Below are 18,915 nucleotides of genomic sequence, written 5' to 3' on the forward strand. Positions count from 1 at the left end.
GAAGCGAACGCTCAGGTTTCTTTTGTTCCTTATAGTGCACGCCATATTGGCCTATGGTGCGTCCTTTTCTAGGGGAAAGATCATGCAGAGAGCCAGGTTATTTACTTGTTTCCTATTCGCTGCGCATTGCAGTGCCGCGATAGCTGCGACGCCCATTTTTGAACTGAGTATGCACACGACCGGATTGCCGTCTCTGTTAGCGACCGATGCTGATAGGTCTGGCGTGGCAGTCCCTAACTGGCGCAACGTCTTCCAAACTGGCTTGGCAACTTACCCCGCGCAGTTTCCCTCTATTTCTTTGGCTTCGGTCGTTGGCGCGGCGAAAGATTTGAGTGATAAAAAGAGTGAAGGAAATGTCGCGCCGATGATTTTTTTGAGCAATAAAATTGATGATTTTGTATCCAACAATCTGGCTTCTGATATCAATATTCCGGACGATTCGTTGTATTTTTTTCTGAAACATTTCAAGGTGCGATCATCACAACAGCCTGGGCACTGGGTCATGTTTCTGGTTGCGTTCTGCTTTGTTTTATACCAAGGTCGCCGTCGTCCGCTACGCACCGCCATTGGCTTTTATTCTGTACCGAAACGGATCGGGCCAGCAGGCCTCTGGCAGTTTTTCGCAAGATCGTTTTTTCTTTCTCGAAAAAAGCAAGCCGCGCTGACGCAAGCTGATGCGACTTCGGGAGGCTAATTGTGATGCGCTCTGAATTTTTTAATTACGTGCGTTTTCTTTGCACCGTATTGCCTGCGAGGCGGGTGAGTTCATTGATGCTGCTGGTGTCGCTTACCGCAATGTGTCTATCTGCCTGTCATGATCAGGGGAAGGCCGCGAGCAAAATATTGGCGAGAGTGAATGGCGACAACATTACAACAGGTCAGTTAGACGCAGAGTTGGTGCGAATAAGTGGCATGCAAGAAACAGGCATCGACACTTCGCCAACCATGCGCAAGCAGGTACTGGAGGCATTGATTGACCGGCAGGTGTTGCTGGATGCGGCGTTGCGTAACAAAATTAATCGTGATGCTGAAGTGATGCAGACCATCGAGCGATTCAAGACTCAGGTGATCGTGCAAGCCTATCTGGAATCTAAGGCGGCGAATTCGGTTAAACCGACTACAGACGAAATCGATACTTATTATCAGTCGCACCCGGAATTATTTGCGCACCGTAAGATTCTTGATATCCGCCAACTACGTATCGCGCCGCAGGACTTTAGCGCGCCACTAAAGGCAGTGATGGATTCGGCGACATTGCTGGAACAGGTGGAGGCGTGGCTGATTGTGCACAAAATTGCGTATGCGGATGCTGCACTTTCCTACACCAGCGCGGACATGCCCGCCGAAATCATCGTTCAACTTCAACAGTTGGGAGGAAACCACCTGTTTATCCTAAAAGAAGAAGATCAGGTGCTGCTCTGTGCATTGAATGATCTGAGGGAAAGCCCGGTGATGAAAGCCGCCGCTATCGCGCAAATCGAACGCTATTTATTCAATAATAAAATGCATGAAGTCGCTGTCGCAGAAATCGCACGTCTACGATCTTCGGCAAAAATCGACTATCTGGACAAGGCTGCTTCGGGTGTCGAGGAGGACTCGCCTGCATCGGTGGTATTACCCGATGTAAAGCCCGATAAGTCATCAATGGCTATAAGCGCACCCGGGGGCAGGACGGCTGGTCACGATGCGGCAAAACTTAAATGAGGTGGTTGATTTTTCCATAAAAAATTCACTTAACCGGACGAGGGTGATCATGAAACGATTCTATGGAATTTTGCTAGCGCTGTTGCTGGCAGTTTTTGCGATTTCTGCCTATGCGTCGGATACGCCGCTGGGCGCGGGAGACGCCTTAAAAATTTCGGTATTCGGCAATCCGGATTTAAGTCTGGAAACAAAAGTCAGCGAAGCAGGCAACATTACATTTCCCCTTATCGGAAACGTCAATGTTAACGGTCTGTCGACTTCGGATGCTGAAAAAAAGATCTCCGGCCTGCTGATCGATGGTGGCTTTCTGCGCAACGCTGAAGTCAATATTTTGGTTACTGAGTTGCAAAGTCAACAGGTATCGATTCTTGGACAAGTTTTGCGCCCCGGTCGCTATCCGATTAGCGGAACGCGTAACGTTACCGACATGCTGGCAGTGGCGGGCGGTGTCGGTCCTGAGGGCGGCGATACTGCTACCGTAGTCCGTACCCGCGATGGAAAAACTACTAAGCAAGTAATCAATCTGGTTGAGATGATTCAGTCATCCGACATGAAGGAAAATCTCACGCTGATCAACGGTGACATGGTGTACGTAGATCGCGCGCCCAAATTTTATATCTATGGCGAGGTGCAGCATCCCGGCGGTTATCGGTTGGAACGGAATATGACCGTGGTTCAGGCGTTATCGATCGGCGGCGGTCTTACGCCGCGGGGAACTGAACGGGGCTTGCGTGTTAAACGACGCGATACGAGCGGAAGTGTGCAGATGATCGATGTAAAAAATGATGAAGTGTTGCGGCCGGATGACGTTGTCTATGTAAAGGAAAGTTTGTTCTGACATCAGTTGCGGGTGCTGATGCCGCCCCTTCTTTTCTTGCGGATTCGAGAGGATATTTCATGACTTTTTCTCAGCTTTTAATCATTCTGCGCGCACGCTACAAGATCATTCTTTTAACGTTGATCGTCACGGTCACGGTCACGGCGGTTGTCACTCTGCTGTTGCCAAAAACCTATAAGACTTCAACGACGCTGCTGCTGAATTATAAAGGGACCGATCCCGTCTCCGGCCAGATATTGGCACAGCAACTGGTGTCCGGTTATATGGCGACTCAGCTCGATATCGTCACCGGCAGAAGCGTTGCATTGAAAGTAGTTGATAACCTGGGCCTGACGAATAATCCCGGCTTTAAGGAGCGCTTTGCCAAACTGCGAAATGCTAATGGTTCAATCCGTGAGTGGTTGGGCGATACTTTGCTGAAAATGGTCGAGGTGACACCTTCACGGGATAGTAGTCTGATTGAAATCATTGCGAAGGGGAGCGACCCCAGATTCACTGCCAAGATTGCCAATGGCTTTGCCGACGCTTATCAGCAGCTCAATCTGCAAATCAAGACTGCACCGTTGCAGCAAGCCTCTAAGTATTTTTCCGGACAGGTCAAAACTTTGCGTGCCGATCTGGAAGACGCGCAGGATAAGCTGGCCAAATACCAGCAAAAGCACGGCTTGGTCAGCATTGACGGCCATCTTGACGTCGAAACCGCACGGCTGAATGAGTTGTCCAGCCAATTGGTGCAGGCGCAGGGGCTAGCGATGGAAGGGTCGTCGCGCGGTAATCAGGCGATGAGTCGTGGCGGTAGGGATTCGCCCGATGTGATAGCGAATCCGTTGCTACAAAATTTGAAATCGTCGTTGGCGCAAGCCGAAGGAAAATTTGCGTTGCTGGCGCAGAATCTGGCTCCGAATCATCCACAGTATCAGGCTGCTAAGGCAGAGGTCGACCGACTGCGCTATGAGCTGAACAGCAATATCAGTGCGACCAATAACGGTGCTGCGAATAATGGCCGGATTTTGCGGCAGCGTGCAGCGGAGGTCAGCGCCGCGCTGGCAGCACAAACAAGCAAAGTATTGCAACTCAATCTGGCGCGTGGCGAACTCACGGTTCTCGCCAAGGATGTCGATAATGCGCAGCGGGCCTACGATGCGGCTAATCTGCGGTTGTCCCAGACTGAGCTAGAAGGACAGTCGAATCAATCGGACGTTAGCGTACTTAATCCGGCAGCAGTGCCGATGCTTCCGGCCAGCCCGAATATACTGCTTAATCTCGTGTTGTCGATCTTGTTGGGCAGCATGCTTGGATTGGCATTAGCGCTATTGATGGAAATGGCAAATCGTCGCATCAGGTCCGCTAACGATGTAGCAATTGTGCTGCAAGCGCCGATGCTCGGCACCATCGACTGGGGTAAACCACCGCGCAAATTCGCGCTCTCGAATCTGTCGTTATCCCGACGCACAATGATAGGCTGGAAAGGCTAATAGATATGAATAATCTCGTCACCCCTATGGTGAGTTCTGCAGCCGCCGCCAGGAATGATGCAAACATCAGCCGCATGCTGGTCGAGCAAGGCAAGATCACATTGGAGCAGGTAGACAGCGTGAAGCGGCTGCAGTTAGAAGATGGCTGTAGCTTTGGCGAGGCGGCCCAGCGGCTGGGGCTGGTCAGCGAATCGGATATTCAGCATGTGCTATCGCATCAGTTTGACTATCCTTATCAAACCTTTGGTCAGGGGGACTATCCCTCTGCTCTGGCGGCCGCTTATCACCCTTTCAGCGCGGAAGTCGAAACGCTCCGTAGCGTGCGCAGTCAATTAATGCTGCATTGGTTTGCTGCCGGGCATAAAACGCTGGCGATTGCGAGTGTCAATCCCGGCGATGGCACTAGCATGTTGGCGGCTAATCTGGCGGTCGTATTCTCGCAATTGGGCAGGCAGACGCTCTTGGTCGATGCTAATCTGCGCAATCCTTCTCAGCACAAGATATTCAATTTGGGGGCAGGACGCGGCCTGTCTGATGTATTGGCGGGACGTGCCGGTATGGACATGGTCGCAATGGCCGAATCCTTCATCGATCTGTCGTTGTTTCCCGCCGGTTCGCCAGTCCCTAATCCGCAAGAATTGATTAATCGTCCCAGCTTTAACCTGATCAATGACGGGCTGCGGGATCGCTTCGACATCATTTTGTATGACACGCCTGCATTTTCGACTGCGGCCGATGCGTTGACGATTGCTGTCCGTGCTGGCGGCGTTCTTCTGGTCGTCAGAAAGAACCATACGAGCATGGCCGATCTCGGCGCGTTCAGCGATCAGTTGCGCCGTTGCGGGACGGAAGTCGTCGGCTCTGTTCTGGTGAGCTTTTGAGGGGGAATAGATTAATCCTTGTCGTCTGGCAGAGCGCGCCGTAGACGTTACCAGGGCCGCCCCACCACTGCGCGATTTTGTTGCATTGATTGCTTCGATTGTGTTGCATTCCTATGGGTCATCCGTCGTATGTTCTATTTCACAGATATCAGGAATTTTATTTTTCCTCGCCAAATGGATCTGGCTGTGCCAAACAAAAGATTGGTATTGTGGATTTTGTTTGGCGCGTTGACTTATCAGGCGATTTTGTGCGCGGTGCATACCAGAGTGCATACCATTTCGATGGCCGATGTGGCGATCGCAGAAGCCTGTATTTATCTCGCCTGCATTGTCGTGCTGATCAAACGTATTCGACTTGAATTCGTTGCCTTCGCTACGTTGGTGGCAGCCTACTTATTCTTGCTGGCAATTTTTCGTAATCAGCTCGATCCTAAGGGCTTTCGTGATGTGATGATTCCGATTTTTTTCTATGGACTAGGACGGCAAATCGGCGATCTCAACTATGCAGACCGCTTACTAAAAATCATGGTTGTGCTGGTATTGATTTTCGGATTTTTTGAATTATGGTTTTTGGATGCATTTTCTCAAATCTTCAATATTTTTTCCTATTACGTCAGTCAAGGCAGTCTGGCCGCTGGCAGTAATTGGGCCAAGGATAGCGTGCTCGGTCTGAACGGCATGCGTCCGGAGGGCATTGGGCGCACGATCTTGCCATCGCTGCTCGGCAGCCATCGCGTATCGTCAATATTTTTGGAGCCTGTTTCACTGGGCAATTTTGCAGTCATCGTTGCAGCGTGGGGCTTATCAAAGCGACGTGAAGACATCAAAGGCATGATTTTCTTTGTGCTTGCGGCCGTCACCATGATTGCCTTAAGCGACTCGCGTTACGGGATCATCACTGTCGGTATGCTGATATTAATGCGCTGCTTGCCGCTGGGAAGAAGCTATATCTGGATGATTATTTTACCTTTGCTGAGTGTGTTGCTGCTGCTGAGTATTGGCGCATTGCTTGGCGATCACTACGGTGACAACATCCTTGGGCGGCTGTATGTCAGCGGAAAAATATTACGCGATATGGAGTTGGGAATGCTGTTCGGACTGGATGGTTATCAGCTCGGCTATGGCGATATGGGCTATCCCTATTTGCTGACACGATTAGGGGTGTTGCTATGCCTCTTTTTGTGGGTCGCATTCTGGATGCTCAAAATGGAAGATGAAAGAGGCAATCGGTTTCGCGCCTATATCACTTTGTACATGTCTTTGATTCTGTGCGTCAGCGGAACTTCATTATTTGCGCTAAAAACCGCCGGTATTTTATGGTTTTTGATTGGCTGTTTCGGTGTTCGTCAACAAGCGCCGACCGCGCTCCATCCCGCTAAGGCATCGCAATTCTTCGATCGATTCAGCCAGCAGAAGGAAGCACCCAATGTCTATTAAAGTTGTGCACATTGTGCGTCAGTATTCTCCCTCGATTGGTGGAATGGAAGATGTCGTCCAGAATATCGCGCGGCAACAACGCGAGCGCCATGATCAGGAGCCGAGGATCGTGACGCTGAACCGCTTATTCAGAAATTCGACCGAAGTTCTCGCACCGGCAGCGCAGATCAACGGCGTCGGTGTGGTACGTTTGCCGTTTCACGGCAGCAGCCGATATCCGGTTTGCCCGCAAGTGTTGCAGCATATCGCCGACGCCGATGTGATTCATGTTCATGGCATCGATTTCTTTTTTGACTATCTGGCGCTGACCCGGCTTGTCCATCGACGCCCGCTAGTTGCCTCTACCCATGGCGGATTTTTCCATACTAATTTTGCATCCAGATTCAAAAAAGTCTATTTCAATACGGTTACGCGGGCATCGTCTCTGATCTACGACAAGATCATTGCGACTAGCGGCAATGATGGGAAAATTTTTGAAAAAATTGTCCAGCCACACAAATTGACCGTCATCGAAAATGGCGTCAATGTTGAAAAATACAGCGGGCAATCTTCTCCGACGCCAACCCGGACCCTCATTTATTTCGGACGATGGTCTATCAATAAAGGCTTGCGCGAAACGCTTGCGCTATTTAAAAAGTTGGTCGCCCGTCAGGCCGGATGGAAGTTAATCATTGCAGGCCGGGAATACGATCACAGTGCGGATGAATTCCGTGTTTGGCTAGGTGAACACGGATTGACGGATGCCGTCCAGATAGTGCCGAATCCTTCGGATCACGAATTGGCCGCCCTGATTGGACAATCCAGCTATTTTATTTGTCTATCGCGGCATGAGGGCTTCGGCATCGCACCGATTGAGGCGATGAGTGCTGGATTGACGCCGATACTCAGCGACATCCCGCCATTTCGCCATCTGATTGAGCAGTCCGGAATCGGGTTGCTGCTAGCGGATAACAGCGCCGACGAGAATGTCGCCCAACTGCTAAATATGTACACAGAGGCGCAATTGACCTATACGCATCGGCGTGATCAGGCGCAGCAGTTTGTAGAGCGTTATAACTGGGCGCACATCGCCGATAAATACGTGGATATTTACAAGAGTCTGGTTACTTCATAAGACGAAAAAAGGCTATTGGCATTCTAATGTCGCATCGTTTAAGGTGGTATCAAATGATGAAAATTTTCTTCATGACGATAGTTGAACAATCCTTTCTGGCGTTGCGTACGTGGTTGCGCCGGTTATGCGTGGCAATGGCAGTCGGATGCCTCCTTGCAAGTCATTTGGCAAACGCCGGTTGTCTGGATAATGCGCGGATGGTGGGTGTTAATTTGAGTGGTGCCGAGTTCGCCTCTGAAAAATTGCCGGGTACTATTTTTAAGGATTACGTGTATCCCGATGTAGCCGATATGCGCCATTTTCAATCGGTGGGAATGAATACTTTTCGGCTGCCGTTTTTATGGGAGCGGATACAGCCGCAATTATTCGCCCCACTTAATCCGACTGAGTTACAGCGCATAGTGGACACCGCCGCAGCCGCACAATCGTTGGGCGTCTGTCTGATTTTAGATGTTCACAATTACGGCGAATATCGTGGCAATCCAATCGGATCGACCGAGGTGCCGCGTGCAGCCTTGGGGGATTTGTGGGTGCGACTTTCAGCTACATTCAAAGACCCCGCCAACGTCGCGTTTGGCCTTATGAATGAACCTAGTAAACTGCCGACCGCCGATTGGGCCGCCACTGCGCAGCAGACCCTGAACGCACTGCGTAAAAATGGCGCAAAAAATCTGATTTTGGTGCCGGGAGGCAGTTGGAGCGGTGCGCATGCCTGGTTTGCGAAAGATGGTGCGATCTCAAATGCTGATGCCTTCCGCACATTTCACGATCCCGCCAATAATTACTTGATCGAAACGCATCAGTACGCCGATGCAAATTTTTCTGGCACCCACAGTAGTTGTATTGATCCAGCGCGTTTGAGCGTGATTATGAGCAACATCACGCAATGGGCGACTTCCACTAAGCAGCGCTTGTTTCTGGGGGAATTCGGCGTTCCCGCTAATCAGCAATGTCTGGATGCCTTGGCGGCAATTGTCGGCGCAATGAAAGGCAGTCCTGTTTGGGGTGGTTGGACATATTGGGCTGCGGGACAGTGGTTGGGCAGTTATCCGTTCAGTATTCAGTTCGATAGCAGTGGCGATAAGCCGCAATTGGCTATTTTGAAAAATGGCATGTAACTTGAAGGCTGAATGAATATTCAAATTTTTCGTTTCCAGCCGGAATGAGAGTGCGATGAAGCAGGTAAATGCTAGCAGCAGCGTGGCATCTGGATCGATCTGGTCGATCATAGACAACCTTGCCCAGCAAGTATTGGCATTCGCCATCTTTGCTGTACTGGCTCGGTTTTTAAGTCCTGAAGCTTTTGGCTTGCTAACAGTCGCGCATCTTTTCATTTTGTTCACCCGGCTGGTGGTATTTGATGCGATTGCTATGCCCGTGGTGCGGTCTGCGGAGCCTAACGACAGGCTTTATTCATGGGTGTTTACGTATTGCACGTTGGCCGGGATCGTACTTGCGGCAGCGATGTTTTTTTCTGCGGGCGTCGTTTCTGCATTGTTTCGTGCGCCGGAGTTGAAAATCGTATTACAGGGTATGAGCGCCTCCATTCTTTTCTTCGGTCTGGTGCGGGCGCATGAAGCCCGGCTAGTGCGTAACATGCTTTTTCGGCAGCTTGCTATTCGCTCAATTGTCTCCGTCAGTTTGGGTGGCATCGTCGGCATCTCGCTGGCTGTTAAGGGTTGGGGCGGAATGGCGTTAGTGGTGCAGCAGGTGACGGCGTCGGGCCTGGCATTGGTGCTGGTGGTGGCGCAAAGTCGCTGGCTACCGCAGATTGTTTTTGACCCCACTTTGACGCGCTCATTCAGGCGCGATATCCGACAGGTGGCGCTTGCTGGCGTGCTTGGATTTGCCAACACCAACGGCGATTCTCTGCTAGTCAGTATATTTCTGGGGCCCTATGCCACTGGCTTGTATAACCTGGCAAAACGGATGACGTCGGCGGTGTATCTGATTATCTCCAGTTCGCTGCACAGAGTTGCACTGCCAGTGTTCTCCGATGCCGGGACGGATGTGATTGCGCTGCGTCAAGGCTATTTGAAAATCGTCGGTATCACGCTCTTTTGCGCCGCGCCTTTGCTGTGTTTTCAGGCGGTACTGGCAAAGCCTTTGGTAGAGATTTTTTTCGGCGCGAAATGGTCACCTGCTGCACCGACAGTTGGCGCTCTGGCGATTTTGTATTTGGTATCGTCCATTGGAGACTTGAATGACTATCTATTTTTCGCCATAGGAAAACGCTGGATACCGGTGCTGCTTGGCGTCGCACAAATAACGCTTGCCACTGCGCTGGCTGCGGCTTTTTACCAATTCGGCTTGTTGGGTATGAGTCTATCGTTTTGCGGTGCGCATTTGCTGTTGTTTCCCGTGTCGCAAACATTGTTGAATCGCGCGCTGGGGCTGAGTCCACGGATGTTGTGGTATGCGCTGGCACCGCCGGTGGTGGGCAGTGTCATGCTGTTTTTTGGATTAGCCGGTTATCTGGTACTTATGCCGAATAATTTCGCAGATGCCACCTTGCTGGTGGGTGGTGTATTTGTGGCTGGCTTGTTATATCCCGTCATCGTGGCAATTACAGGCTGGCATATCAGAGCAATTAATAGTTCGTGGCATGAAATGCTGCTCTATGCCCTCCGCTTGCGCCACGCATTTTTACGTTGACCTCGATATCAGATAAAGGACTGATTTAGGAGGTATAGAAGATTCGCTGGAGAGATTTATCGTCGTTGCTTCCGGGTATTGTATCTTCACAGGAGTAGCCAATGCGTACAGAAAAAATGATTCCACTCGCTGGTTTTCCGGTGATCAAAACAACTTCAGCGGCGTTGGCGACGGAGTTGATTCACGCTGTGCAGGGGGATAAAAAGATGGTGCTGTTTTTTGCCAATACAAATTTTATTGTGCAGTGCCGCCATCTGTTAGACAAGTTGGTAGGCCATTCGGTGACGATTGTGAATGATGGTGTCGGCATGGATATCGCAGCCTTTTTATTCCATCGTGAGAGTTTTATAGAAAATTTGAACGGCACCAATTTTATTCCTTATTTCTTTTCCGTCACCCGCAGACCTTTACGCGTCTTTCTATTGGGTGGAAAGCCAGAGATTGCAGGCAAAGCGGCAGCGTATGTTCGCGACGTCCTGGGCCAGACGGTGGTGGGATATTGCGACGGTTATGCAGGTATGGATGAAAATCGTGCAACGTTGACAGAGATCATCAATCGCGCCAAGGCGGAGGTCGTATTGGTGGCGCTGGGCAATCCGCATCAGGAAGAGTGGATTCTCAGCAATCGTTCTATGTTGAACGCAAATGTGACTATCGGCGTCGGTGCCTTGTTCGATTTTTGGAGCGGTGATAAGCCGCGTGCGCCAAGGTTTGTGCAACGCATCCGTCTTGAATGGTTTTATCGGCTTTGCCTTGAGCCGCGCCGCTTATGGCAGCGCTACACGGTCGATATTATCCGATTTTTGATGTTATGCAGGAAGCACCGAGGCGACGCCGCTGCTGTGCTTAGTAAACTTGAAAGTGGCAAATAACGCAGTCTGGTGAGTTTGAGTTATTTGCATCGAAAAATTGAAAACCTTCATTTCTTGAGCGCTGGATGACGTATGAAAATCTACCCTGTGATTCTTGCTGGCGGTTCCGGGACGCGCTTATGGCCTCTCTCGCGTGAGGCATTGCCTAAGCAATTGCTGCCGCTGTGTTCCACATTTTCGATGCTGCAAGAGACCTCGCAACGCTTGTCCACGTGGTCGGAATTAATGCCGCCGTTAATCACTTGCGGTAACGAACATCGGTTTTTGGTTGCGGAACAATTGCGCGCCATCAACATCGCTCCGTTAGGTATTTTGTTAGAACCCGAAGGCAGAAATACCGCGCCATCGGTAGCTGTCGCGGCACATTTTCTGTTGAAGCAGGATAAAGATGCGGTGATGCTGGTACTGCCCGCCGATCATGTTATCGCTGACGTGCCCGCTTTTCATACGGCGATGCAGCGTCTTCTGGGAGCTGTGGAACTCGGCGCACTAGCGACCTTCGGTATTGTGCCGACTGGACCTGAAACTGGCTATGGCTATATCCGCCGGGGCAGGGCGCTGGATGTTGATGAGGGATGTTATGCGGTTGAACAATTTGTAGAAAAACCCGATCTTGCGACAGCAGAAGCATTTATTGCGGATCAGGCTTATAGCTGGAATAGCGGCATGTTTCTATTTCAGGCGGCGAGTTATCTCGAAGAGTTACGTGCATTTCGGCCAGCCATTGCCGATAGCTGCGAAAAAGCGTTTTCCGGTGCTTATCATGATCTGGATTTCTGCCGTTTGGATGAGGCATCGTTTGCGGCCTGTCCGGCGGAATCGATTGACTATGCGGTGATGGAACATACCCGGCATGCGGTCGTGGTGCCAACCGAAATGGGCTGGAGCGATGTGGGATCGTGGTCGGCGCTTTGGGAAATACTGGCGGCCGATGCCGACGGCAATGTCGTACGCGGGGACGTGTATTCAGACCATGTTCAGAACTCGATGATTCGCGCAGAAAATCGTTTTGTCGCAGTGATTGGCGTAGAAGATTTGATTGTGGTGGAAACCAAGGATGCGGTGTTAGTGGTGCACAAAGATCATGTACAGCGCGTCAAGAAAGTTGTCGATGACCTCAAGAAAAATAGCCGCACAGAGCATATGAATCACGCCAACGTCTATCGCCCGTGGGGAAGCTATGAGGGCATCGATATTGGTGACCGTTATCAGGTAAAGCGCATTACGGTGAAACCGGGCGGAAAATTGTCGCTGCAAATGCATCATCACCGCGCTGAACATTGGGTGGTTGTCAGCGGCACCGCGCGCATTACGTGCGGAAAAGAAGAAAAATTTCTTACCGAGAATGAGTCTACTTATATACCGATTGGCGTGACGCACCGGCTGGAAAATCCCGGCAAGATGCCGCTGCATTTGATTGAGGTGCAGTCAGGTGGCTATTTGGGCGAGGACGATATTGTACGGTTTGACGATATTTATAAGCGCAGTTAAGCGCTAGTGTTGACGCATTTTCTAACGAGGGATTTTCTTGGGAGGATTCAATCATGTCGCTCATTTCAAAGGTTCCGTTTAGATCGCTTCTTTTTACGACCTCCGTGATAACGCGCAATATTTTGCAGAGGAGATCAATCTTAAGATTGAGGACATGGCGCAGGGCAATCCTATTACTTGTTAATGGCAGGCAGCACGTGCAGTTGATCCGCATCCTTAGTCATCCGCAATCTGCGCAATTAATGCTGAATAATCCCGAGATGTCTTATAAATATTTGCGGAATTACATTTCCTTTGATATCTCTACAAAGAATAGTCTGGCGATATTAATCGGACATTATTCTTATCTGCAAAAGCATTTCAAAGAGGATTTTTTGAATCTTGTCTATCATCGTCCGATTCCGCTCTGGTCAAAAACTATCAACGATGTGACTTTTGAAATAGCGATGGATTTTCCGCATACGATCGATTACGAAGGGGATTTATGTCTGGTATTCAAAAAAGATCAGGTCAGTATTTATCGGATCATTTTTGTTATAGCGAATGGCAATTCATTTCAGCTTGAGGACGATAACGTCATCTTTCTTTCCAGTGTTCAGGGAATGCGTGATTTTGAAGGTGTGAAACTAGCGACAAAGCTTTGCCATGATATTCAGCCCGCACATTTATTGATGGCTGCGCTGAGTGGTGTAGGAAAGGCGCTTGGTTTTGACACGATTGTGAGTATTGGGAATAAAAACCAGATTTCGCAGGGGGTGAAATTCTATTTTTCTTACGATAAGTTTTTTGATAATTATGGTGATCGTGTTCCCGATACAAATTTTTATAAGATTCCGCTTCCTTATAAAGAAAAACCGTTAGATTTCATTGAAAACCACCACCGCAAGAGAACACAAAAAAAGCGTCAATTTAAAAATGACATCAGAGATGAGGTCGCGCTAGCAATGGTCCAATTTTTTGTGAAAGAAGTTGATGAAAAAATAACTATTAAAGAGGCGGCAAAAAATATGCTGACCACTTCTTACATCGGCGATGGTTATAGCTGAACTATCTCTTGCGCGCTTCAGATTGGTGTTTGTTGAGAAAGTCCTTGGCGGTAAAAGCCTCGCGCGAAGGCTATGCCACGATATACGTTGCCTGACATCAAACTAAGGAGAAGGTAATGCGATCTTTGGTGATTACTGCCCATGATTACCGATCACGGCGCAAGGTCAACATGCATTTCATTGCGGCCGAGTTAAAAAAATATGGGGAGACCAGTTTTTTTTCTTGCCAGTATAGTTTTCTGTCGCAGTTGAAATCTGATCCCAGAAGCGCGTTAAATCATCTCGCCAATAAAGTTGAGGTACACGATGGCGTACGTTGTTTTCTCTGGAAGACATTCATCCATCCGATTAATTTGCGTAAGAATATTTTGTTTCCGGTCGAAAAGTTTCTATTCAGTCGCTATGTCGCTTTTCCCAGTCCAGTGTTGGTGGAATGGATAAAACAAGCCGATATCGTGTTTTTTGAAAGCGGTATTGCGCCGATTTTCTTCGATCTTGTCCAACGTCTCAATCCACTGGCAAAAACGGTCTACATTGCGTCGGATGATCTTGATACGATCAATGTCGCATCGTATGTAAAGTCTGTGTTTGCGCGGGTCGCTTTTAAGATGGATGCGCTTTGCCTGACATCGCGCCTGATGGCGGAGGGTATGCCGGGGGTAGAAAACTGTTATGTGATTCCGCACGGTTTCGATTTTTCGGTGGAAGAGCACGCTGATCCATCGCCTTACGACGCAGGTTTACATGCGGTATCGGTTGGGTCGATGTTGTTTGATCCACTTTTTTTTGTGATGGCGTCCAGACTTTTCCCTGAGGTCACGTTTCACATTATCGGATGCGGCAGGGGCGCGCATCCGGGCTATGAAAAAAATGTGATAGTGCATGAGGAAATGCGCCATCAGACCACGCTGCCTTACATCAAGCACGCAGCGATCGGCATCGCGCCATACCGTTCCGAAGAAGTACCGCGCTATCTCTCCGATACGTCGATGAAGTTAATGCAATACGATTTTTTTAAATTGCCTGCGGTCTGTCCGGCTAGCGTTGTGGGCGACTACACTTCGCGCTTTGGGTATATACCGGGCAATGCCGACTCCATCGCGCATGCCATGCGGGCGGCCCTGTCTGCGCCAAGGCTCGCGCCGAAGAGAACGCCGTTGCGCTGGTCGGAAGTGGTGGAGCGGATGCTGGCCCCAGAAACATTTTCGGATACCGGGCTTGTGCCATGAACCGTGGACAATAAGATTGTTATCCTAAGATCAGCCTAAAGTCGTAAGGAAAATCTGGCACCATCTCTGAGAGAACCCTTGAACCGGATGCGATTGCATAACGATACCTGACCGCAACCACCAACATCGACGTAAAGCGGCTTTGGATGAAAAAGATTGATGCAATTAAGACGTATACGGCGCTTCGATTGAAGCCATTTTTGGTACATCCTACAATCGCAGCCGCACAGTCAATAGGTCATTAATTCACCTTTTAGGCCATAAATAATGACGTTTTAGGTTACGGGCTACTTTTGCGTTAGGCACTGCAATGTTTCTCTGCGTTGGCTGCTGATGAAAGCAATCCTACGCTGCACCTACAAATGTGCATCTGTCGGCAGTGATGGTTCACTTTTCTTAATGCAGAATCTTCGATAAAAATTCTTTCGCGCGATCTGAAGTCGGGTTGGCAAAAAACGCATCTTTACTGCCATTTTCGACAATCTGTCCCTGATCCATAAACACGACCCGGTGCGCGACTTTTTGGCAAAACCCATTTCGTGTGTGACGCACATCATCGTCATCCCCTCTTGCGCCAGTTCGATCATGACATCTAGCACCTCATTGATCATTTCTGGATCGAGCGCAGAGGTGGGTTCATCGAACAACATGGCAATCGGGTCCATCGATAGGGAGCGAACCGAGATACCGGGAGTATCTGCTTTCGTTGGAAAATGGCACTGATTCCGACTAATAGCACGAATTCGTTCCTATGGCGTTCCAGCAAAACTGATCCTTATTGAGGCTGTGCCTGGGGCGCGCAACCACGACATCATGTAAACAATAGTCCAGCCTCCAGTAGTCTTTGCTCGACGTCTTTTGATGCTTCACGCAAAGCATGATGCAAGAACGGCGAGAGTGGGTTATTCAGCGAACGTTGATGCTCAAGTATTCCAATTTCGCGGTAGAAAACGCTCGTTCCCAAAGAGAGTACCCGCACTTTGAGGGCGCTGCCGTCCATGACCAGCCATAGGGGAACGATTGACATACCTAGCCCTCGCTCTACCATTTTGATGATGACGGACGGCTCGTCGAACTCCAACCCTTCATTGACCGCGATGCGCCGCCGCCGGAGGTATTGATCGACTTGGCGGCCGCCGGTAGAAAAGCGGTTGTATCGAATAAATTGATGCTCGCGAATCAGGTCCGTCAGCTTTGTGTGGGTCGAATTTAACGGGGCAATGATGCCGTAGGGCTCGCGGAGTATCGTCTCCCAGCTATGATCTTTTGAAATGTGCGTTGGGCGAATTATGATTCCCATGTCAATTTCACACGCATCAATTTTTGCCATGATATGCAATGACATTCCCGGGACGATGTTGACTATGACGCGTGGATATTGTTTTTTTAGCCTTTGTAGTGCATCGCCTAATAGCTGATTTTGCACGCTGGTGATGGCACCGATCTGGATGCTGCCGCCAAAATCGAGCGAGCCTGCGGTGACCTTCATTTTTTCGTATAGCGCTACGATTTCAAGCGCCAGAGGCAGTAGATTGCACGCTGCTGGACTCAGACTCACCGATTTTGCAGAGCGATCAAACAATTCGCAGTGAAATTCATCCTCAAGTCGCTTGATCTGCGCACTGACGGCGGACTGACTCAGGCCAACTTTGTCACCTGCAACCGAGAAGGATGCGGCGTTGGCTGCAGCTATAAATGTTTTCAGATTTCGAATCATGAGCAACCAAATTTTAGGGGCTAAGCCAGTAAAGTATGCATTGTACAACTTAATCTTAATGTCTTATCCTATCGATACTTATTTAAAATATTCAGAGGATATAGCATGGCTAGCAATAACATTCCGCCGTTCCATCTTGCCTTTCCTGTCAACGATTTGGCTGCAGCGCGCACGTTTTACGGTGAATTACTTGAATGCCCCGAGGGACGTAGTTCGGATGCCTGGATAGATTTTAATTTTTTCGGCCATCAGATCGTGGCGCATCTTGCACCGGCAGAAACCGCAAAAGCAGTCACCGGCGACGTCGATGGGAAACAGGTGCCGGTCCGTCATTTCGGAGCGGTGCTTCCTATGGAGCAGTGGGAAAAACTTGCCGCCAAACTAACGGCAGAAAAGATTGAATTCGTGATCGAACCGTATATTCGCTTTAAGGGCGAGACAGGTGAGCAAGCAACGATGTTTTTTTATGACCCGTCCGGTAATGCGATTGAATTTAAGGCGTTCGGGGACATTAACCAATTATTCGCAAAATAAAAACGTAAAGGGGCGTTCGGCAAAAGGAGATTAGCCATCTAATTGATTGTGGTGGCTGAATTCCCCTTTTTGCTGACGCCCCAACTGCTTTCGGTAATAAAGTTTTCTGGTATGGGTTAATCGACCATCTTCACCATCGACTCAATCACTTTCTTCGCATCCCCAAACACCATCATGGTTTTATCCATGTAGAACAACTCGTTATCCAATCCGGCATAACCAGAGGCCATCGAGCGTTTGTTGACGATGACCGTTTTGGCTTTGTAGGCCTCCAGAATCGGCATCCCCGCAATCGACGATTTCGGATCTTTCGTCGCCGGATTCACCACATCATTTGCGCCCCGCACCAGCACCAGCACCACATCCGCCTGGGCAAACTCACTATTGATGTCTTCCATCTCAAACACCTGATCGTAGGGCACTTCCGCCTCGGCCAATAACACATTCATATAGAAATACGGTGAATATTCGACATCGTTGAATAAGTCACGCTGGTAACTAGATAAGTTGTTATGACTTTGCACAAAATCAAATAATTTCCTGTGTAAAAGTTCACTATCGGTTTCATTCGAAGGCTGCATTTGCCTGATTTGCTGAGGCGACTACAATGAATGCATGGAGGTGATCACTATGCATCCACATGTAGATTGGAAAGAAGCACCAAAAAGTGCACGCTGGTGGGCAATTGACGCGAATGGTTACGCGCACTGGTTTCTTATTCCCCATGTAGCGAGCTTTACCGACTTTTGGTTCGCAGAAGAAGTACCGGCACCGACGTTCGGCTATAAAGGTGTCTGGCAAAAAAGTCTGGTAGAGCGTCCGCCAACGTAGGAGGAAAATGCCCAAACGATGCTGAACTGAAAGCGCATTGAGACGTCGAAACGCATGTCGACAACCTTTCAGGAGTCCCATCATGAAACGTCTCACTCTTTTGCTGATGTTAGCCACGCTACTCGCAGGATGTGTCGCCGAACCCTGGGGGCCGGGTGGTGGAGATTATTACCACGGCACAGGGGTAGGCCGGGATCGAGATCGCGATCAAGAACGTAGCGAAAGCCGTTATAACGATCCAGGAGAAAGTCCTGGCGAGGGTGGCGGCTATCATTAGCCGCTTGCCTGTTCAAATCAAATTTTCTGTAATCTCCTATCCTAAACTTGCTTTTCCAATAACCTTCAACGACTAAAACGAAGGCACAAAGAGGAGAGTTGCTATGGATCACCAGCAAAACCTGACGCCAGCATCCGAATTAGCCAAAAAGAACATAGTACGTTTCCCCAATGAAAGCTACGAATACCGACTTGCGCGCGAGGCGCTGCTGGCCGAGGAAATCGATCTGCGACGCCACATCGAACGCGTGGCTGAGCAACGCCGCGCTTTGCCGCCGGGCGGCATCGTTCCCAAGGAGTATCAATTTGTGGGTGAAGACGGTCCTGTAGTATTTTCCGATTTATTTGGCGACAAAGAGACCCTCGCGATCTATAGCTATATGTATGGTGCTCAGCGCGAACAGCCTTGTCCGATGTGTACTTCGTTGCTCTCTGCATGGGATGGCGAGGCGGCTGATGTAGCGCAGCGTATTGCGTTGGTGGTGGTGGCGCGTTCGCCAATTGAACGCCTGATCGCATTCAAGAAGCAGCGCGGCTGGCAACATCTGAGGCTTTTTTCTGATATTCGCGGGGATTACACCCGTGCATATGTGCATGCCGAGGACGCCAATATTCCGGCTTTCAATGTGTTCACCCGGCGCGATGGTGCGATTCGCCATTTCTGGAGCGGGGAGATGGGTTTTCAGACTGCCGATCCCGGCCCGGATCCACGCGGTGCACCTGATTTAATGCCGCTCTGGACTATTCTCGATAGCACGCCGGAGGGGCGTGGGGGCAACTGGTATCCCAAACTACACTATCCCGCATAACGTAAC

Annotated in this window: 18 protein-coding genes and 2 pseudogenes; 17 read left to right on the forward strand and 3 right to left on the reverse strand. The window is 49.7% G+C overall.

Going from position 1 to position 18,915, the window contains the following annotated elements; translation table 11 throughout:
* The first annotated feature begins 46 nt into the window (after positions 1 to 46).
* The 13 genes from C7W93_RS02015 (at position 47) to C7W93_RS02075 (ending at position 14,742) form a co-directional block, all read left to right on the forward strand.
* Positions 47 to 694, forward strand: a complete 648-nt coding sequence (locus tag C7W93_RS02015) for a hypothetical protein (protein WP_161539856.1) — start codon at positions 47 to 49, stop codon at positions 692 to 694.
* A 5-nt stretch (positions 695 to 699) separates the two neighbouring features.
* On the forward strand, positions 700 to 1,704 hold the full coding sequence (locus C7W93_RS02020) for an EpsD family peptidyl-prolyl cis-trans isomerase (protein WP_108438513.1): 1,005 nt from the start codon (positions 700 to 702) through the stop codon (positions 1,702 to 1,704).
* A gap of 49 nt (positions 1,705 to 1,753) precedes the next feature.
* Positions 1,754 to 2,542 (forward strand): polysaccharide export protein EpsE, encoded by a 789-nt coding sequence (gene epsE, locus C7W93_RS02025; RefSeq protein WP_108438514.1) that lies wholly within the window; start codon positions 1,754 to 1,756, stop codon positions 2,540 to 2,542.
* Positions 2,543 to 2,601: 59 nt separating this feature from the next.
* On the forward strand, positions 2,602 to 4,017 hold the full coding sequence (gene epsF, locus C7W93_RS02030) for a chain length determinant protein EpsF (RefSeq protein ID WP_108438515.1): 1,416 nt from the start codon (positions 2,602 to 2,604) through the stop codon (positions 4,015 to 4,017).
* 5 nt (positions 4,018 to 4,022) lie between these two features.
* Positions 4,023 to 4,898 carry a chain length determinant protein tyrosine kinase EpsG gene (gene epsG / locus C7W93_RS02035; protein ID WP_108438516.1) on the forward strand — a complete coding sequence of 292 codons (876 nt, stop codon included), beginning with the start codon at positions 4,023 to 4,025 and terminating at the stop codon, positions 4,896 to 4,898.
* 186 nt (positions 4,899 to 5,084) lie between these two features.
* Positions 5,085 to 6,335 (forward strand): polysaccharide polymerase, encoded by a 1,251-nt coding sequence (locus C7W93_RS02040; protein WP_225869726.1) that lies wholly within the window; start codon positions 5,085 to 5,087, stop codon positions 6,333 to 6,335.
* The gene (locus C7W93_RS02045; RefSeq protein WP_225869727.1) at positions 6,325 to 7,449 is read left to right on the forward strand and encodes a glycosyltransferase family 4 protein; all 1,125 of its coding nucleotides are present in this window, start codon (positions 6,325 to 6,327) and stop codon (positions 7,447 to 7,449) included. Before C7W93_RS02040 ends, C7W93_RS02045 begins: the two co-directional genes overlap by 11 nt.
* A gap of 53 nt (positions 7,450 to 7,502) precedes the next feature.
* Positions 7,503 to 8,567 carry a glycoside hydrolase family 5 protein gene (locus C7W93_RS02050; protein ID WP_225869728.1) on the forward strand — a complete coding sequence of 355 codons (1,065 nt, stop codon included), beginning with the start codon at positions 7,503 to 7,505 and terminating at the stop codon, positions 8,565 to 8,567.
* Positions 8,568 to 8,622: 55 nt separating this feature from the next.
* Positions 8,623 to 10,104 (forward strand): lipopolysaccharide biosynthesis protein, encoded by a 1,482-nt coding sequence (locus C7W93_RS02055; RefSeq protein ID WP_108438518.1) that lies wholly within the window; start codon positions 8,623 to 8,625, stop codon positions 10,102 to 10,104.
* A 101-nt stretch (positions 10,105 to 10,205) separates the two neighbouring features.
* The gene (locus C7W93_RS02060; RefSeq protein ID WP_108438519.1) at positions 10,206 to 10,976 is read left to right on the forward strand and encodes a WecB/TagA/CpsF family glycosyltransferase; all 771 of its coding nucleotides are present in this window, start codon (positions 10,206 to 10,208) and stop codon (positions 10,974 to 10,976) included.
* Positions 10,977 to 11,048: 72 nt separating this feature from the next.
* Positions 11,049 to 12,467: a mannose-1-phosphate guanylyltransferase/mannose-6-phosphate isomerase gene (locus C7W93_RS02065; protein WP_108438520.1), complete on the forward strand. Its 1,419-nt coding sequence runs from the start codon at positions 11,049 to 11,051 to the stop codon at positions 12,465 to 12,467.
* Positions 12,468 to 12,520: 53 nt separating this feature from the next.
* On the forward strand, positions 12,521 to 13,513 hold the full coding sequence (locus C7W93_RS02070) for a DUF535 family protein (RefSeq protein WP_108438521.1): 993 nt from the start codon (positions 12,521 to 12,523) through the stop codon (positions 13,511 to 13,513).
* A gap of 116 nt (positions 13,514 to 13,629) precedes the next feature.
* A complete protein-coding gene (locus tag C7W93_RS02075) occupies positions 13,630 to 14,742 on the forward strand; it encodes a glycosyltransferase family 1 protein (protein ID WP_108438522.1) in 1,113 nt (370 codons plus the stop codon).
* A 396-nt stretch (positions 14,743 to 15,138) separates the two neighbouring features.
* Here the strand turns inward: C7W93_RS02075 and C7W93_RS02080 are convergent.
* Positions 15,139 to 15,419: pseudogene (locus C7W93_RS02080) on the reverse strand (amino acid ABC transporter ATP-binding protein); the annotation flags it as partial.
* A gap of 134 nt (positions 15,420 to 15,553) precedes the next feature.
* Positions 15,554 to 16,459: a LysR family transcriptional regulator gene (locus C7W93_RS02085; protein ID WP_108438523.1), complete on the reverse strand. Its 906-nt coding sequence runs from the start codon at positions 16,457 to 16,459 to the stop codon at positions 15,554 to 15,556.
* A 105-nt stretch (positions 16,460 to 16,564) separates the two neighbouring features.
* On the opposite strand from C7W93_RS02085, the gene C7W93_RS02090 reads away from it, so the two are divergent.
* Complete coding sequence (locus tag C7W93_RS02090; protein ID WP_108438524.1) at positions 16,565 to 16,993, forward strand: VOC family protein; 429 nt, start codon at positions 16,565 to 16,567, stop codon at positions 16,991 to 16,993.
* A 116-nt stretch (positions 16,994 to 17,109) separates the two neighbouring features.
* On the opposite strand, the pseudogene C7W93_RS02095 reads toward C7W93_RS02090, so the two are convergent.
* A pseudogene (locus tag C7W93_RS02095) lies at positions 17,110 to 17,445 on the reverse strand (NAD(P)(+) transhydrogenase (Re/Si-specific) subunit beta); the annotation flags it as partial.
* A gap of 178 nt (positions 17,446 to 17,623) precedes the next feature.
* On the opposite strand from C7W93_RS02095, the gene C7W93_RS02100 reads away from it, so the two are divergent.
* The 3 genes from C7W93_RS02100 (at position 17,624) to C7W93_RS02110 (ending at position 18,909) form a co-directional block, all read left to right on the forward strand.
* Complete coding sequence (locus C7W93_RS02100; RefSeq protein ID WP_108440434.1) at positions 17,624 to 17,824, forward strand: hypothetical protein; 201 nt, start codon at positions 17,624 to 17,626, stop codon at positions 17,822 to 17,824.
* A gap of 82 nt (positions 17,825 to 17,906) precedes the next feature.
* A complete protein-coding gene (locus C7W93_RS02105) occupies positions 17,907 to 18,101 on the forward strand; it encodes a hypothetical protein (protein ID WP_108438525.1) in 195 nt (64 codons plus the stop codon).
* Positions 18,102 to 18,204: 103 nt separating this feature from the next.
* Positions 18,205 to 18,909, forward strand: coding sequence for a DUF899 family protein (locus C7W93_RS02110; RefSeq protein WP_108438526.1), 705 nt, complete (start codon positions 18,205 to 18,207; stop codon positions 18,907 to 18,909).
* The last annotated feature ends 6 nt before the right edge of the window (positions 18,910 to 18,915 follow it).

The organism is Glaciimonas sp. PCH181 (assembly GCF_003056055.1).
In the GTDB taxonomy this organism is placed as follows: domain Bacteria; phylum Pseudomonadota; class Gammaproteobacteria; order Burkholderiales; family Burkholderiaceae_D; genus Glaciimonas.

Bases quoted from the DNA above. Each gene is read 5' to 3' on its own strand.
- C7W93_RS02020 (WP_108438513.1), top strand. From the start codon at position 700: ATGCGCTCTGAATTTTTTAATTACGTGCGTTTTCTTTGCACCGTATTG.
- epsE (WP_108438514.1), top strand. From the start codon at position 1,754: ATGAAACGATTCTATGGAATTTTGCTAGCGCTGTTGCTGGCAGTTTTT.
- epsF (WP_108438515.1), top strand. From the start codon at position 2,602: ATGACTTTTTCTCAGCTTTTAATCATTCTGCGCGCACGCTACAAGATC.
- epsG (WP_108438516.1), top strand. From the start codon at position 4,023: ATGAATAATCTCGTCACCCCTATGGTGAGTTCTGCAGCCGCCGCCAGG.
- C7W93_RS02045 (WP_225869727.1), top strand. From the start codon at position 6,325: ATGTCTATTAAAGTTGTGCACATTGTGCGTCAGTATTCTCCCTCGATT.
- C7W93_RS02050 (WP_225869728.1), top strand. From the start codon at position 7,503: ATGATGAAAATTTTCTTCATGACGATAGTTGAACAATCCTTTCTGGCG.
- C7W93_RS02055 (WP_108438518.1), top strand. From the start codon at position 8,623: ATGAAGCAGGTAAATGCTAGCAGCAGCGTGGCATCTGGATCGATCTGG.
- C7W93_RS02060 (WP_108438519.1), top strand. From the start codon at position 10,206: ATGCGTACAGAAAAAATGATTCCACTCGCTGGTTTTCCGGTGATCAAA.
- C7W93_RS02065 (WP_108438520.1), top strand. From the start codon at position 11,049: ATGAAAATCTACCCTGTGATTCTTGCTGGCGGTTCCGGGACGCGCTTA.
- C7W93_RS02070 (WP_108438521.1), top strand. From the start codon at position 12,521: ATGTCGCTCATTTCAAAGGTTCCGTTTAGATCGCTTCTTTTTACGACC.
- C7W93_RS02075 (WP_108438522.1), top strand. From the start codon at position 13,630: ATGCGATCTTTGGTGATTACTGCCCATGATTACCGATCACGGCGCAAG.
- C7W93_RS02085 (WP_108438523.1), bottom strand. From the start codon at position 16,459: ATGATTCGAAATCTGAAAACATTTATAGCTGCAGCCAACGCCGCATCC.
- C7W93_RS02090 (WP_108438524.1), top strand. From the start codon at position 16,565: ATGGCTAGCAATAACATTCCGCCGTTCCATCTTGCCTTTCCTGTCAAC.
- C7W93_RS02100 (WP_108440434.1), top strand. From the start codon at position 17,624: ATGCATCCACATGTAGATTGGAAAGAAGCACCAAAAAGTGCACGCTGG.
- C7W93_RS02105 (WP_108438525.1), top strand. From the start codon at position 17,907: ATGAAACGTCTCACTCTTTTGCTGATGTTAGCCACGCTACTCGCAGGA.
- C7W93_RS02110 (WP_108438526.1), top strand. From the start codon at position 18,205: ATGGATCACCAGCAAAACCTGACGCCAGCATCCGAATTAGCCAAAAAG.